A 16,028-nucleotide genomic window follows, 5' to 3' on the forward strand; every position below is an offset into this window, starting at 1 on the left:
GGCCATGAGGGAGTTCTGTGAGTTCCGCAACCTGTTGCCCCGGGGCGTCAAGTTGTCTCCTGAAGACATCTGGGAACGCTGCGCCTATGTGTTGTCCTTCAAGATGCAGGAACCCCAGTTTTCCGGCCAGACCAAGGAACGTTTGTCCTCCCGGGAAGCCGCCGCGTTTATTTCCGGTGTGGTGAAGGACGCGTTCAGTCTGTGGCTGAATCAGCACACGGACATTGCTGAAGCACTCGCTGAATTGTTTATCAGCAATGCCCAGCGTCGTCTCAGGGCCAGCAAGAAAGTGGCCCGCAAAAAGGTCACATCCGGTCCGGCTTTGCCCGGAAAACTGGCGGATTGTTCCGGCAGCGACACCAACCGCTCGGAACTCTTTCTGGTTGAGGGTGACTCCGCCGGCGGCTCCGCGAAACAGGCTCGTGACCGTGAATTTCAGGCGGTCATGCCCCTGCGAGGCAAGATCCTCAACACCTGGGAAGTGGACTCCAGCGAAATTCTTGCTTCCCAGGAAGTCCATGACATTGCCGTTGCCATTGGGGTAGATCCTGGCTCCGACAAACTGGAAGGCCTGCGTTACAACAAGATCTGCATCCTGGCGGACGCTGACTCCGATGGCCTACACATCGCCACCCTGTTGTGCGCGTTGTTCGTCAAGCATTTCCGACCGGTGGTTGCTGCCGGCCACGTATTTGTTGCCATGCCCCCGCTGTATCGTGTTGATTTGGGAAAGGAAACTTTTTACGCCCTTGATGAGCACGAGAAGCAGGGCATTATCGACCGGCTGGCGGCCGAAAACCGTCGCGGCAAGATTTCCGTTACCCGTTTCAAGGGCCTGGGCGAGATGAATCCGCTCCAGTTGCGGGAGACGACAATGGCGCCGGATACCCGCCGGCTGGTGATGCTGACCATTGAAGACGGCGACGATACCGACAGCCGCATGGACATGCTGCTGGGTAAAAAGCGGGCGTCTGACCGCCGCACCTGGCTGGAGACTTACGGAAATATGGCGGATATCGAAGTCTGAATCGTCCTATATTTCTTCTGGTGCTTTAAACAGCATCCTTTATTCTTTCTAAGTATTCGGCAAACTCGTTATCCTGCCCCTTTTATCCAAAGGACCACCAGATGGATTGGCAGGGCTGGTTTGCATTAAGCCTTACGGGTGTGGCGTTATTATTGATGAGTGTCGGGCGGTTCGGCCCGCATCTCGTCATGCTGGGTGTACTCATAGTTCTCAGTGCCAGCGGCATTATCAGTGCCGATCAGGCCCTTGCCGGATTCAGTAACAGTGGATTGATCACGGTGGTTGCCATGTTCGTGGTGGCGGCGGGCATTCACCATTCCGGTGGAGTGGACCTGGTTGTCCATCACCTGCTCAGGTCGCCTCGTACGGTGCGCTCGGCCCAGGCCCGCATTGCATTCCCTGTCGCGTTGCTGAGCGGCTTCCTCAACAATACCCCGGTAGTGGCCACCATGATTCCCGCGGTCCATGCCTGGTCCCGCAAGATTGGCATATCACCCTCGAAACTGATGATCCCCCTGAGTTACTCCGCCATTCTGGGTGGTACCCTCACCCTGATTGGCACCAGCACCAACCTGGTGGTCAATGGCCAGTACCAGCAATTGACCGGGGAGGGCGGTTTCTCGATTTTTTCCATCACCGCCGTTGGGTTGCCGGTTGCTGTGATCGGCTTGGCTGTCATGCTTCTGGTGTTACCGAGGGCGCTTCCGGATCGTAAGGACCAGCAGAAGTTCGGTTCCATGCGGGAGTTCACCCTGGAGGTGGCAGTTGCCTTTGATGGGCCGTTGGTGGGCAAGAGTGTCGGAGAGGCCGGGCTGCGTGAGTTGGAGAGGCTGTACCTCGTCGAGATTGAGCGGGATGGCAGCGTTGTTACGGCGGTACCTTCGGAAGAGCGCCTTCGAGGCGGTGACCGGTTGGTCTTTGCTGGCGATACCCAGGCTATTTCCGATCTGCTGCGAATCAACGGTATTGTCCCTTCGGTACACGATGATGAGCCAAGCCTGAGTAAAGACCGGGCAGAGCGCCGGCTGGTTGAAGCCGCGCTGTCCCCGCAGTCGGAAGTGCTGGGTCTGACCATCCGGGATGCCCGTTTTCGGGATCGCTATGGCGCGGTGGTATTGGCAGTCGCCCGGGGTGGTGAGCGGGTGTCGGGCAATCTCGGCAATATTCGTCTGAAAACCGGCGACGTTCTGTTGCTGGAGGCACGTCCCGCTTTTGTCAGTCGTCAGCGATACGCCAAGGACTTCCTGCTGATCAACGACCTGGAAACCGAAACACCCCGCCATGACCGTGCCTATCTGTCCTGGGGCATCCTGCTGGTGCTCGTGGGCGCTGCCGCTTTTGGGGCATTGAGCATGCTGAACGCCGCACTGATGGGGGCGGCCCTGATGGTTCTTAGCGGTTGCTGTTCCGTCGGTCAGGCGCAGAAAGCGGTGGATGTACCAGTGATGCTTACAATTGCTGCGTCATTTGCCTTAGGGGCTGCGCTTCAGGAAACCGGGGCTGCAGGTTATGTTGCGACGGGCATTCTGGAGGTGAGCAGTGGTCACCCACTGCTGACCATCCTGCTGGTGTACTTCGCGGTATCGGTGCTGACCGAGGTCATTACCAACAACGCAGCCGCAGTGTTGGTACTACCCATTGTACTGTCAATGACAACGGCCCTGGGGATAGCGTCAGAGCCCTATGTTATCGCCGTGATGATGGCGGCATCCGCCAGTTTTGCCACACCACTGGGCTACCAGACCAATATGATGGTGTTTGGGCCAGGGGGATACCGGTTTATGGACTTCGTAAAGGTAGGCCTGCCGATGAACCTGTTTATCGGGCTGGTGACCGTCGGCGTGATCTCGGTGGTCTACGGGATCAGCCTTTCCTGAGGGCGGTTTCGGTAGGGTTGGCGAGAATGTCGCAGCAAAGAACCCTCAGCTCGCCCTTGTGGTAGTAACCGAGGGACAGGGTAACGCACATGTATGCGCCGGTAATACAGAGGTAGGGCGCGGTTATATGAACATGGCCTGGCTGGGCAATGGCCTGGCGTAGATACTGTTGGCGATACCAGTCGGCACTGGTGGTGCTTTCCAGCGGCCGGAATCGAGGGTCCAGGCCCCGGGCTGTGGCGTCCGATACCATGGTGTCATCAATTTGTACGCCGTTGGCATCGACCAGGTAACACCGCGACACCGCAGGATGATTCAGCAGGCTACTGCATGCCTCGTTCATCGGCATGCCCTGCGAGAGTGTGTCTACGGCACTACGAAAGAAATCCTCGAAGTAGGAAATCAGTTGCTGTGTTGGGTCTCTCGTTATCCGGTTTTTGCTCTTGTAGTCTTGCAGTAACCCGTCCAGGTCCGTCACTTTGTGGGGAATGTCCGCCAGGGCAGTACTTGGCCTGCTGAAATAGAATCCCTGGACAAAATCAACGCCCGCGTCGATAGCAATCATTGCCTGGTCGTGAGTTTCCACGCCTTCAAGGAGTACTAGGCACCCAGACTGATGCAGCAAAGAGACGATGCCGTTGAGTATCTGTCTGGCCTTGTGGTCGTCTGTGGCCCGAGTCAGAAGCTTACGGTCCAGCTTCACGATATCCGGTGACAGGTTCCAGATGCGCTCAAAGTTGGAATGCCCAGCACCAAAGTCATCGATAGCGGTCAGGCAGCCCAGCTGTTGGTAGTAGGCAACGGTTTCACGCAGTCGTTCTGCATCGTCCGTTGGCTGCTCTACAATCTCCATCACGATGCGATGGGGAGGCAGGCCCGTTTTCTTCAACAGTTCGCCGAAAAAGCTGTCGGCACGGTTGCCAGCTGAAACCACACGGGGAGATACGTTCAGGAACAGCCAGTTCAGCTGGTCCTGGAATCCGGAATAGTTGCTGATGTGCAGGTATCGGCAAAGGCGATCAAGCAGCAGGTTTTCGGCGTCAGAGCTCGGTAGCTCGAACAAATGAAGGGGTAATACCGCAGCATTATCGGTATCAAAGGCGCGAATCAGCGCTTCGTAGCCGACAACCCGTTTGTGGGAAATACTGAATATTGGCTGCAGCGCCGTTCGTAAAGTCAGGCCCTGGTAGTCGGCCGTCCATGATTCCCCCTCCCTGGTTAACATAGGCGACAGCACATCAACTTCCGGTGCGGTCATCTGCTCTGGGAGGGTTCGCGACATAGGCCTTTTCTGGTCCGGATAAACGAAAACATCGGGAAAGCCTGTGGCAGCCCGATCTGTTGATCCTGGTCGCATTTCGTTGACTTATAGGAAAGTAAATCAGTCAGCACGAACAGGATGGTCTAGATAGACAGAAGAGTGCCAAAAACAGCGGGTTATTACCACTATTTCATGTAAAAACAGGCAACGTCAGGCGGCAATGCGCAGGTGGGTGAGCAGGACCGGTGTCCGGCAGCTCCGGTGGGAGCTGCAGGGAATCAGTTGTTGCTGGGTACTGCGACGGATTCGTCGAATTCAAGTTCCATGTTTATTCCTCTCGTTCACTGAGTGACCCGAACCGGGTAAATGAAGTATGTAAAAAGTTTATCGTACCCATTGTTTTCCACAATCCGTAAAACCCGTATCAGACCAAAGGTATAAGGGATCGTACGTATGGGGTTGTTCATCAGAAAATCTGATCTTCGTCTCCAAAACATTTTGATTGGTTTTGTGCGGGGCTCTTCCTAAACTGTTGGGATCTTGTCTGGTATCAGGGAGTGGGACGTTAAGCGTCATGCAGGTACGCAATTCGAGCAGTAATTTTGGTGTGGTATCCGTAGCCATTCATTGGCTGGTGGCTGTAGCGGTGTTTGGCCTATTCGGGCTGGGTTACTGGATGGTGGATCTATCCTATTACGACGACTGGTATCGCACCGGCCCGGATATCCATAGAAGTATCGGTATATTGCTGCTGTTGGTCATGCTGTTTCGCCTGGTGTGGCGACTGTTCAATCCGCTGCCGCGTGCACTCCCGAGCCATAGCCGACTGGAAGTGTTGGCCGCTCATGGCGCACACTCTCTGCTCTATGTGCTGATTTTTGTTGCTATGGCCAGTGGGTATCTCATTTCGACGGCGGATGGGTCCTCAATAAGTGTGTTCAACTGGTTTGATGTGCCTTCGGTGACCGGCCAGATTAAGGGGATGGAGGACACCGCCGGGCTTGTCCATTACTGGTCTACCTGGGCACTTGTCGTGCTTGCCGGGGTACACGGTCTGGCTGCGGTTAAGCATCATCTGATTGACCGGGACGACACCCTTCGACGCATGTTGGGTTCAGGTCGCCGCCAATCGTAATTCAGACTATCGATTCAATCGTGCCTACGGGCTGTTTCAACAAGGAGATGAACATGAAAAAATTGCTGCTTGCATCTGCGGTTGCACTTGCGGTGTCTGGCGGAGCCCAGGCATCCGAGCACAGTGGAACCTATGCTTTTGATACCAAGGGTTCCCACCAGTTTATTACGTTCAAGATTTCCCATCTGGGCTATAGCTGGTTGTATGGCCGGTTCAACGATTTCGATGGTGAATTTGTCTACGATGCACAGAATCCGGCGAACAGTTCCGTTGAAGTTGCCGTGGACACATCCAGCGTTGATTCCAACCACGCCGAGCGTGACAAGCACCTGCGCTCGGAAGACTTCCTGTACGTTGACGAATTCCCAGAGGCCACGTTCAAGAGTAAAAGAGTGGTTGTGGACGATGAGGGCGAGGCCGATATCGTCGGTGACCTGACCCTGCGTGGTGTGACGAAAGAGGTCACCCTGGACGTGGAAATGCTCGGGCATGGTGACGATCCATGGGGTGGTTACCGCATGGGGTTTGAAGCTGAAACCGAATTCAAGTTGACGGACTTCGGTATCCCCATGGATCTGGGCAAGGCGTCTGAAACGGTTGAGATGATCATTTCTGTCGAAGGCATTCGCCAGTAAAAGCTTTCTAAATGCCGCCTCCAGATTTTAGTCCGGAGGCGGCAATGCTCCTTCCTTCAAATTCACACCTTGAACCGGCCTGTCTGCTGCTCAAGTTCCCTGGCATAGCCATCCAGCGATTCGCTAATGCGGTCGATGCTGCCTGAGCGCGTCATGCTCTCTGACGCCAGATCATTGATTTCAGTCACGCTTCGGTTGATTTCGTCAATTACCTGGGTTTGTTCCTCGGTGGCTGAAGCCACGCTGGTGTTCATGTCGCTGATATCCGCCATGGATTCGAGGATGCCCTGAAGCTCCGCCTCCGCCTCTGTGGCCAGCTTTTCAGTTTCCACCGCTTCCTTGCTGCCGGTCTCCATCACCGCAACGATATCGGCAACGCCGGTCTGCAGGGCAGTGATCATGGCCTGGATATCTTCCGTGGATTGTTGGGTGCGCTTGGCCAGGGTGCGAACCTCATCGGCCACAACCGCAAACCCCCGTCCCTGTTCGCCGGCCCGGGCGGCCTCGATGGCGGCGTTGAGGGCGAGCAGATTGGTCTGGTCTGCAATCTCGCGGATAACATCCAGTACCGAGGTGATGTTCTCCGAGTCCTGTGACAGCTTGCGTATAACCTCCACCGCCTTGGAAATCTGCGCCGCCAGTCGCTGTACCTGGACGGAGGAGTTGCGAATGATGGTGGCCCCGTTGCGGCCTTTTTCCTGGGCGTGTTTGGTAATGTCGGCCGCACGTGATGCATTGCCCGCCACTTCTTCAATGGCGCTTTGCATCTCATTGATGGCCGTGGCGACCATGGAGATAGCATCTGTTTGCCGTGTTATCCCGTCGCTGTTGTCGCGCGCCGCACTGGACAGCTCGGATGCGCCCGAGCCAAGTTGCTTGCTGAGGTCCTGGATGGAGCCGATCATGGCCTGGAGGTTTTCCAGCACCTGATTAAAGCTTGTGGCCAGTTTGCCGAGGTCATCGTCCATTTCCACGGGAATGCGTTGTGTGAGGTCTCCTTCGCCCCGGGCAATGTTGTCAAGTTGCTTCCTTAGCACACCAACGGACGCAATAATCATCCGGAGGAACACGATAAACAGAAGAATGCCGGCTATGACAGCGCTGGCGGTGATGACCAGTATAAAGGCCGAGCTGGCAGCCCCCTCCTGAGATGCTTCGTTGGCTACAATCTGAGCCTGCTCATCGGCGTGAACCCCCACCTGGTCGTAGTAATCCCTGAGCTCACTGAACAGCGGGTTGCTTTGTTCAGTCAGTAGCCTGTGCCCCGCGGCGGGGTCTCCTGACTGTGCAGTCCGCATGGACTCTCGAGCGGTCTCCAGCCAGAGGTCATAGGTTTTGCGAAAACTCTCGGTTTTCCCGGAGATACCAGTGCCTTGCAGGCGTTCTATCGCTTTCTCCAGCCTCTCCAGTGCTTGGTCAGCGTTTTCCTCGAAGTCAGCCTGATGCTGGTCCGGAGATTCATTGTTCTCCGTTGCGCTGATAAAAGACATTTGCGCGACCAGGGCCTGATAAAGGTCTCGATCGCCGTTGAGCGCTTCGCTTACGGCGGGAAGATAACGTTCGGAGAGCGTATCTGTGTCGGATACCAGATTCCGTGCCGTCAAGACGCTAAAAAGACCGATGACGATCAAAGCGATGGCGGAAATTGCGAAAGGTAAAGCGATCTTGGCTCTCAGGCCTAAGGAATTCTTGAAATTCATCTTTCCTTCCTGCTTTTCTGAAGACGCGTTTAGTCAGGATAGCATCGGAAAGAAGGTTGTCAGTGTTAGCGGGTTGCTTATGAGGTGTGGTTGGCAGGAATACCCTTAAAGCGTATCAGGGGACTCCTGGGCCGATTGTCCGTTCCGGCAGAGATGGCGCTGGCGCCAGAACTGGGCAAAGAAAATAACCAGTCCGATGAGCAACCCCGCCCACAGGTAAGGGCCCGCCAGTTGGAAAGTGCCGGTTATGGCAAACTCCACCAAGAGCATCAGGGTAAGAGCAAGAACAGCGTTCACCATGGCCGTAATCAGCGCCTGCCCACAGGCTTTCAGGTTGGGTCTCATAGTTCTCCACTCGTGGATGTCGTGAAACGGATCATCGTTTACTGATGGCGAGCATACGGTGAGGGTTACACTCTCTCCATGCGGGAATTCCGCTATTGGAAAATCCACGGGGTGTTGGTGTATCCGTCCCCGCCTCCATATAATGTGCAGTCCCGGCTTAGGCCGGGATAACCAGCGGAATTCATATCAGGCAATAACAAAGGGGCATCCATGCCAGAGTTTCAGACCACGGATGAAGGCTTTGAGCGGGTTTCATTGCGGGACTACACCGAAAAGGCCTACCTCGACTACTCCATGTACGTCATTCTGGACAGGGCGTTGCCCAACGTCGGAGACGGACTGAAGCCGGTGCAGCGGCGTATTATCTACGCCATGTCCGAGCTTGGTTTGAAATCCACCTCAAAGTATAAGAAGTCTGCCCGTACGGTGGGCGATGTCCTGGGTAAATTTCACCCCCATGGCGACAGTGCCTGCTACGAAGCCATGGTGTTGATGGCTCAGCCGTTTTCCTATCGCTACCCACTGGTGGATGGCCAGGGCAACTGGGGCGCGCCTGACGACCCCAAATCTTTCGCGGCCATGCGTTATACAGAATCCCGTCTCGCGAAATTCGCGGATGTCCTTCTCAGCGAGCTGGGGCAGGGCACAGTGGACTGGGTGCCAAACTTTGATGGCACCATGGACGAGCCTTCAGTATTGCCCGCGAGGTTGCCTCACGTACTTTTGAACGGCACCACCGGTATTGCCGTGGGTATGGCAACGGACATCCCGCCGCACAATGTCCGGGAGGTGGCAGCGGCCTGTGTAAGGCTGCTTGACCAGCCGGAGGCCACCACCGATGACCTGTGTGAGCATGTCCAGGGGCCAGACTTTCCCACCTACGCGGAGATCATTACGCCTCGCAAGGATATCCGCCAGATGTACGAGACCGGCCGGGGCTCGCTAAGAATGCGGGCGCGCTGGATTAATGAGAGCGGGGAAATCGTGGTGACCGACCTGCCTCATCAGGTCTCCGGGAACCGGGTGCTGGAGCAGATCGCTCAGCAGATGCAGACCAAAAAGCTGCCCATGGTCGCGGACCTGCGCGACGAATCCGACCATGAGAACCCGACCCGGCTGGTGATCGTTCCACGCTCCAATCGTGTGGATCAGGAAGGGCTGATGGCCCACCTGTTTGCCAGCACGGATCTGGAGAAAACCTATCGGGTGAATATCAACGTCATCGGCAATGACGGCCGCCCGGGCGTGAAGGGCCTGCGCGAAATGCTGACGGAGTGGCTCAGCTTCCGTCGCACCACCGTCACCCGGCGCCTGCAGCACAGGTTGGATAAGGTCCTGGCGCGTCTGCATATTCTTGAAGGCCTGTTGGTGGCCTATCTGAACATCGATGAAGTTATCGCGATTATTCGCTACGAAGATAAACCCAAAGCAGAGTTGATGTCCCGCTTCGGGCTGTCCGGAGAGCAGGCTGAAGCCATTCTTGAGTTGAAGTTGCGTCACCTGGCCAAGCTTGAGGAAATGAAAATCCGTGGCGAGCAGGACGAGCTGTCGGCTGAGCGGGATGAGCTGCAGGCGATTCTTGGCTCCGAGGACCGCCTGCGGGAGCTGATCAAGGACGAATTGCTGGCGGATGCGGAAACCTATGGGGATGATCGTCGTTCACCCATTGTCGAGCGCCGGGAAGCCAGGGCCTTCAGCGAAACCGAATTGGTTTCCAACGATCCGGTCACGGTTGTGCTGTCGGAGAAGGGCTGGGTCAGGGCGGCCAAAGGGCATGATATTGAGCCTGAGGGGCTTAGCTATAAGGCGGGTGACAGTTTTGCCATGGCTGCCAAGGGGCGTAATAACCAGCAGGCGGTATTCCTGGACTCCACGGGGCGGGCTTACTCCCTGGTCGCCCATACGTTTCCATCTGCGCGGGGGCAGGGCGAGCCTCTGAGTGGCCGTATCAATCCGCCGTCGGGGGCAACGTTCTCTGGGTTGCTGATGGGCGATCCAGCGCGGAAGGTGTTGTTGGTTACCGATGGCGGCTACGGATTCGTGACCTCCCTCAATGACATGATCAGCAAAAACCGCAACGGCAAGGCCGTGGTGTCGGTACCGAAAGGGGCGAAGATCATGTCGCCGGTGGTGGTGCCCGGCTCGGACAAGCCGCTTTATCTGGGTGCCATTTCCAATGAAGGACGGATGCTGGTGTTCCCGCTGAGCGAGCTGCCGGAGCTGGCCAAAGGCAAGGGCAACAAGATCATCAGCATTCCCTCGGCGCGGGTTCAGAACCGGGAAGAATATGTGGTGGCTGTTGCCGTTTTCGCTGAGGACGACCAATTGGAGATTCGTGCCGGCAAGCGCAAGATGGGGCTTCAGTTCAGCGATCTGGAGCACTACCTGGGCGAGCGTGGCCGCCGTGGTCATAAACTGCCTCGCGGGCTTCAGAGAGTGGATGCGATAGATGTGATTCAGTCAGCCAGCAATGCGGCAGGCGTTTCCGATGCAGACAGCGTTGCCAATGCAGAGGAGCAGCCTGACAGTGAGTGAACTGGTTCTGATTAACGTTTCGGGGCGCGACAAGCCGGGCCTGACGTCGGAGATAACCGGCATCATGGGGCAGTACGATGTGCGTATTCTGGATATCGGCCAGGCGGTGATCCACGACCACCTGACCTGGGGTATCCTGATCGAGATCCCCGATGAGTCCAAATCCTCACCGGTGATTCGCGACCTTCTGTTCCGACTGCATGCGCTGGATCTGCAGGTGCGTTTTGCGCCGATTACGATCGAGGAGTATCAGCAATGGGCGGAGGGACGTAACCGCGCCTGTTACATCGTCACGCTGCTGTCGCGGGATATCAAGGCCGAGCAAATTGCGCGGGTGTCTGCGATTACCGCCCGCCATGGCCTGAACATCGATAACATCAGCCGGCTTTCTGCCCGCCCGTCGCTGAATTCCTCCGAGAACCGCATTGCCTGTGTGGAGTTTTCTGTCCGTGGCACACCATCTGATCTCGAACAGCTGCGCTCCGACTTCCTGCATATCGCCGGAGAGATGAACGTGGATATTGCCTTCCAGGAGGACTCCATCTTCCGCCGTAATCGACGGCTTGTCGTGTTCGATATGGATTCCACCCTGATCGACGCCGAAGTGATCGACGAACTGGCTTTGGAGGCCGGCGTTGGGGCGCAGGTGGCGGAGATTACCGAGCGAGCTATGCAGGGAGAGCTGGATTTCGGGCAGAGCTTTGCAGAGCGTCTGGCGCTTCTCCAGGGGTTGGATGAATCCGTGCTTGAGGGCATCGCCGCCCGCCTGAATCTAACCGAAGGTGCGGAACACCTGATACTGAGCCTGAAATCCCTGGGCTACCGTACGGCGATACTGTCTGGTGGCTTCACCTACTTTGCTCGCCATCTGCAGAAAAAACTCGGGATTGACTATGTGTACGCCAACGAGCTGGAAATTGAAAACGGCAAGGTGACGGGCAAGGTGTCGGGCCAGATTGTTGATGGCAAGCGCAAGGCGGAACTGCTTCAGGAAATTGCGGAACGCGAGCATATTTCACGGGAACAGGTCATTGCGGTGGGTGATGGTGCCAATGATCTGCCCATGCTAAGCCAGGCGGGGCTCGGGGTGGCTTTTCGGGCCAAGCCCCTGGTCAAGGAATCCGCACGGCATTCGATTTCGACGCTGGGGCTGGATGCGATCCTCTACCTGATCGGGTTCAGGGAAAGCGACAGTCTGCAGGCCCGGGAAAGGTAGCAAAACGCGCGGCATGGGAGGGCTATGCCGCGCGATTCTTCAGTGGTCACCGAAGTCGTAGTTCATCTCCGGAACCGGGGCCTGCAGATAATAGCCCTGGATGTAGTTCACCCCAGCCTGCCACAAGGTTGCAAGCACGCTGGCGTTCTCGACCAGAGGCACGATGGTCAGCTTGCCTGCACTCTGCAGGCTCTTGACCATTTCCTTGACCTCTTCCTTGGCGTCGTCCTTCTTCTGAAGTTCTTCAGTAAAGGAACCGTCGATCTTCACGTAATCCACGTCGATATGCTTCAGGGTATTGAACGGATTCAGAGCGCACCCGAACTGGCAGATCGAGACCTTGCAGTGCAGCTCGTGAACCGCCTTGGCAAACTCTTTGGCCTGTTTCATGTAGTTGTTGGCATCACCTTCGCGTATCTGGAAGATCAGTGAGTCGCCCGGCAGGCGAGCTGCCTTCAGGGCCACACTCAGCCAGGGGGTAAAGGTTTTGTCTTCCAGGGTCTCTGCCGTCACGTTCAGGAACAGGCGGGTATCGTGCCCGCGCGATCGATGGCTGGAAAGCTGCTTGATGGTCTGCAGAATCACCCAGCGGTCAATCTTGATAGCCATCTCCGAGGGGCCAACGGGCGGCAGGAAGTCGTACGGTGAGACTTCCTCGTTGTCCTTGTTCAACATCCTGACGAAGGCCTCGTAGTGTTCTTCACCCTCGCCGCGTAGATTGATAATGGGTTGGAAAAGCAGCTTGAAGCGATTGTCATCCAGGGCTTTCTGGATGGCATCGACCGAGTTGCTTTCATCCATGGCCTCGTAATCTGCCGGGTTGTACACCAGAACGCCGTTGCCCTGCTCATGGCCCGGCTTTTTCTTCAGCTCCGAGGAGGCGGTGTGGGCCCGGCCCATCAGGTCCGGTGCCTTGGGTGCATTCTCGGTAATCGCGGCAACGCCGATGCTGAGAGTCAGTTGTACCGTGCGGCCGTTGATGTCGAACAGATGGTCTTCGACCTTCTTGCGAATGGCTTCACATTGCTCCGCCATGACTTTCTCTTCGCACGGTTGGCACAGCAGGCAGAAGGCGTCGTCGCTGAGGCGGGCGAGGACCATATTCTCAGGCGCCTGCTCCTTCAGCAGGGTAGCCAGGTCGCCAAGCATCAGGTCGGCGCCGGCAATGCCCACCTGGCCTTTCAGGCTCATGAAGTTGTCCAGGGCGATATAGGCCAGTGCACCAGTCTTGTTGTCCTTGCCAGCCGTCGCAATCGTTTGGCCCAAGGCATCCATCAGGTATTGACGGTTAAACAGGCCGGTTAGCAGGTCCTGGCTGCTGATCTGACGAATCTTCTCTTCCAGCTCCGCGTCGCTGTGCTCTGGCTGGATCACGATCTGGGTGCAGGTCTCACCATCATACGTCGCTGCGGATACCGACATGGTGACGCTGAGTTCCTGGTCGTCACTGCGGCGGGCGACGCAGTTCATGGTCATGCCATCCTCACCACTATCGGCGAAGGATTTCATGAACTCCTTGTATTTTTCCTGGCTTTCCGGTGTCAGGGTGTCGAGCACAGGGATGCAGATCAGGTCGTCGATGTCGTCGTAGCCCAGGAACTCCATGTACGATTGGTTGGCGTAGATGTGCATGCCATCGTTAATGTAAGCGATGGCGTCCTTGGAACTTTCCAGCAGAAGCTGGCAGCGTTGTTCAGATTCCCGTAGGTGGGATTCGAGAGTCCTGCGACGCCGCCGATCCTCCAGGGCGCTCAGCTCCCGGTTAACCACCAGCACCAACTGATCCGTGTTCTCGAACGGAACCGTGTCCTGTCCACCGGCTTTCATAATGGAGACTGTGCGCTCGCGATTGAATTCGCCGGTCAGGAGAACGAACGGAATGTCCTTGTCCAAGCGCCGAATCATCGCCAGGGCGCCATCTGCGCCGAACTCCTGTTCAACATCGTCGCGCGCTAAAAGCAGGTCCCAGTTACCCGTTTTCAGGGTTTCTTCAAGGTCTTCCTCGGACGTGATGCGATGGGCTCGCGTGGCTTTGCCCGAGTTTCGGAGCAGGCTGACCAGGGTCTCGGCGTCGTTCTGGGACGGATCAAGGATGAGCAGGTGTACGGTTGCGTTCTTTTTCTGCATTTCGTCAGATGTCTCGTGATACACGTTGGCTGTGCCGACACCTGTCGTAGAACTCAGAGCACGGGGCCGGCTTTCACTAACGCTGAATGATGCAGGGGTTACCGGTTAATAACAACCCTTCGGGCGGGTTCATAAGCGTCCGTTCACAGTAACGGTGCGCTATAGCGAGGGCCATAGTGAGTCGAACTCGTCTTCACTGGTGCCTGCCTCCGGCGGATTGCCGCCGGCTGGCGTTACACTGGCGCTCTGAAGCTTGAGTTCAAACTGACTGACACTGCCGGTCGCTGAAATCTTGCGGGACAGTGTGCCCTGATCTTCCCGACCGTCATGAAGCAATGAAATCCGGCTGCCGGACTGGAACGGAAGTCGCGGTGTGATTAGGGTTGCTGCCTGGTTAACGACGCTGATTTCCGGTAGCAAGAGGCCGCGCAGGTACTCGCTGCTGTTGCCAATTTTCTGAATCAGTCTTACGCCGCATGGCGCCGCACTGGGGGCCAAAAGCTCAATGCCAACCTGTGTGCCCTGGTTGCGAACCTGTCTTATCCAGCGCACAACCGCTACGCTCCAAGGGTGGTTTGACTGCTCGCGGACGCCGAGAACCTCGCCCGCCTGAAGGGAGGAGGGGACGTTGGTCTCCCACGCGGCGCAGTATCCGCCGGGACTGGTGTTCACCAGCAGTGCATGGTGGCGCTTGGGTTTTCTTCGATCACTTTCACTGTCTGGTGTGGCGCCAATACTGTTACGGAAGTTGATTGGCGTATCTGCCGATTGCAATGGCTCGTCGTTGGGCCCGGCGTCATGGGCGCCGGCCCAGGCATCCTGTTTCTGCCGGGACGAGCGCAGGAACATGTTGTCGTCGCCGTTCTGGTTGTCGTTGCCGCTGACAAATTCGTTGAACGTTTTTTCGCCGGCCACGTAATAATGGGTTGCGGTCAGGCCTACGCATATCTCGAGCGTGCCCTGACTGGCAATGCGATTGAAGTTGCGCTTGGCAAGGATGCCGAGCGCCTGGCTCAGGTGAGTCAGAAGTGTGTCGCCAATGCGGGAGGGCAGCTCAAGTTCGCTGGATCCACCATCCCGTTTGTTGCGGGCGTGCAAGGCGTCCGTGATCTGTTCTGATAATTCCCGAGTGTCGAAGTTGTAGCAGTCGTTACCCGGCTTTTGTTCCAGCAGGCTGCGGTAGACCGGCGAGGTGTCCCGCTCCATGTTTACCACGAACAGGCTGTCGTTATCGGTTTCGGGCCCGCAGGAAACCAGGTGGGTCCAGTTCTCGAACAGCTCGTAAACCTGCGCCAACTCGCCTTGCCGGAGTTGATTGGGGCGGGCGCAGCCTAGCAGCAGGATGCGTTTGTAGCAGTCTTCCACGGAGCTTCCACGGCGATGGGTCAGAGTATCGTCGTCGACGGACAGCCCCTGAATCTTGTTGCGATGGGCGAATCGGAAAAGTCGATGACATTCCAGCCAACTTTGCGCAGGGCTTGGGCAATACAGTTGATGGGCCCTTACGATCGTAGCTGCCAACTCTGAGATGGCGCGGTGAATCGCTGTCGAGACCGCCTTACGATTTTTGTCCAGGCCGCCGTTGTCCAGGAACTCAAGCACGCACAGTTTGTAGCCGCTGGCGGCATGGAGCTGGAGGGCTTGGGACAGATTGGCAACCTTGCGCTGCTTTTCCGGTAGTGCGACGGCCAAGCCAAGGTAGTGGCGAGACAGTTCGGAGCAGACGAAGTGAATCTTCGGGCGAATCAGTTCCAGCAGTTGCAGCCGCTGCTGAGGCGCGATAAACAGATGATTGAGCTCAATGATGGCGTGATAGAGCTGCCGGGAAGCTTCCCCAATATTCGCCATTGGTAACTGGTTTACCCAGTCCCTGAAGGCTTTGGGGGAAGTCTGGCAAAAAGAGAGACTTGCCGTCTTCTGTTCAGGAACGCGGAGATCGGGCTTCAGAATCATGCCTTCCATGCTATCACGCCAATTGTCTGGACCACGGTAGGTACTCCGGGTTGCACCACGAACTACAGGCGTATCTTGGTAACGCCTGCGTGTTTTAATCGGAAAACGCCGCGAATATCGGTTTTTATTGTTATCGCTTTCTGCACTGTAAAATAGCAAACGCACAACAAAAAGCGAGAAAAGCACGAGTTGACAATGTTTAACAAGTAAAATTGGG

Annotated in this window: 11 protein-coding genes; 6 read left to right on the forward strand and 5 right to left on the reverse strand. The window is 56.5% G+C overall.

From position 1 onward, the window contains the following. Both AXW11_RS16925 and AXW11_RS16930 read left to right on the forward strand, forming a co-directional pair. A partial coding sequence (locus tag AXW11_RS16925; RefSeq protein WP_286792492.1) for a toprim domain-containing protein occupies nt 1-1,027 on the forward strand: 1,027 nt, incomplete at its 5' end. A gap of 101 nt (nt 1,028-1,128) precedes the next feature. Further along, a complete protein-coding gene (locus AXW11_RS16930; protein ID WP_075196544.1) occupies nt 1,129-2,904 on the forward strand; it encodes an SLC13 family permease in 1,776 nt (591 codons plus the stop codon). Here the strand turns inward: AXW11_RS16930 and AXW11_RS16935 are convergent. Further along, nucleotides 2,891-4,186, reverse strand: coding sequence for an EAL domain-containing protein (locus AXW11_RS16935; RefSeq protein WP_091640962.1), 1,296 nt, complete (start codon nt 4,184-4,186; stop codon nt 2,891-2,893). The two genes, AXW11_RS16930 and AXW11_RS16935, sit on opposite strands and share 14 nt — an antisense overlap. Nucleotides 4,187-4,739: 553 nt before the next feature. On the opposite strand from AXW11_RS16935, the gene AXW11_RS16940 reads away from it, so the two are divergent. Both AXW11_RS16940 and AXW11_RS16945 read left to right on the forward strand, forming a co-directional pair. Next, on the forward strand, nt 4,740-5,300 hold the full coding sequence (locus AXW11_RS16940; RefSeq protein WP_036209677.1) for a cytochrome b: 561 nt from the start codon (nt 4,740-4,742) through the stop codon (nt 5,298-5,300). Between the two features lie 53 nt (nt 5,301-5,353). Then, nucleotides 5,354-5,935 carry a YceI family protein gene (locus AXW11_RS16945; protein WP_036209679.1) on the forward strand — a complete coding sequence of 194 codons (582 nt, stop codon included), beginning with the start codon at nt 5,354-5,356 and terminating at the stop codon, nt 5,933-5,935. Nucleotides 5,936-5,997: 62 nt separating this feature from the next. On the opposite strand, the gene AXW11_RS16950 is transcribed toward AXW11_RS16945, so the two are convergent. Both AXW11_RS16950 and AXW11_RS16955 read right to left on the reverse strand, forming a co-directional pair. Continuing rightward, complete coding sequence (locus AXW11_RS16950) at nt 5,998-7,635, reverse strand: methyl-accepting chemotaxis protein (RefSeq protein ID WP_085679770.1); 1,638 nt, start codon at nt 7,633-7,635, stop codon at nt 5,998-6,000. A 105-nt stretch (nt 7,636-7,740) separates the two neighbouring features. Further along, the gene (locus AXW11_RS16955; protein ID WP_036209682.1) at nt 7,741-7,980 is read right to left on the reverse strand and encodes a hypothetical protein; all 240 of its coding nucleotides are present in this window, start codon (nt 7,978-7,980) and stop codon (nt 7,741-7,743) included. Nucleotides 7,981-8,190: 210 nt separating this feature from the next. On the opposite strand from AXW11_RS16955, the gene parC reads away from it, so the two are divergent. After that, nucleotides 8,191-10,515 carry a DNA topoisomerase IV subunit A gene (gene parC, locus AXW11_RS16960; RefSeq protein WP_036209686.1) on the forward strand — a complete coding sequence of 775 codons (2,325 nt, stop codon included), beginning with the start codon at nt 8,191-8,193 and terminating at the stop codon, nt 10,513-10,515. Continuing rightward, entirely contained in the window at nt 10,508-11,731 is a 1,224-nt protein-coding gene (serB, locus tag AXW11_RS16965; protein ID WP_036209688.1) for a phosphoserine phosphatase SerB, read from the forward strand. The genes parC and serB overlap by 8 nt, the downstream gene beginning before the upstream one ends. 39 nt (nt 11,732-11,770) lie before the next feature. On the opposite strand, the gene AXW11_RS16970 is transcribed toward serB, so the two are convergent. Together AXW11_RS16970 and AXW11_RS16975 are read right to left on the reverse strand one after the other, a co-directional pair. Then, the gene (locus AXW11_RS16970) at nt 11,771-13,858 is read right to left on the reverse strand and encodes an EAL domain-containing response regulator (protein ID WP_036209690.1); all 2,088 of its coding nucleotides are present in this window, start codon (nt 13,856-13,858) and stop codon (nt 11,771-11,773) included. Nucleotides 13,859-14,017: 159 nt separating this feature from the next. Then, complete coding sequence (locus tag AXW11_RS16975) at nt 14,018-15,820, reverse strand: cyclic-di-GMP receptor FimW-related protein (RefSeq protein ID WP_075196541.1); 1,803 nt, start codon at nt 15,818-15,820, stop codon at nt 14,018-14,020. Nucleotides 15,821-16,028: the final 208 nt, after the last annotated feature.

Origin of the sequence: Marinobacter sp. Hex_13 (genome assembly GCF_001566815.1) — a bacterium.
GTDB lineage: Bacteria > Pseudomonadota > Gammaproteobacteria > Pseudomonadales > Oleiphilaceae > Marinobacter > Marinobacter salarius.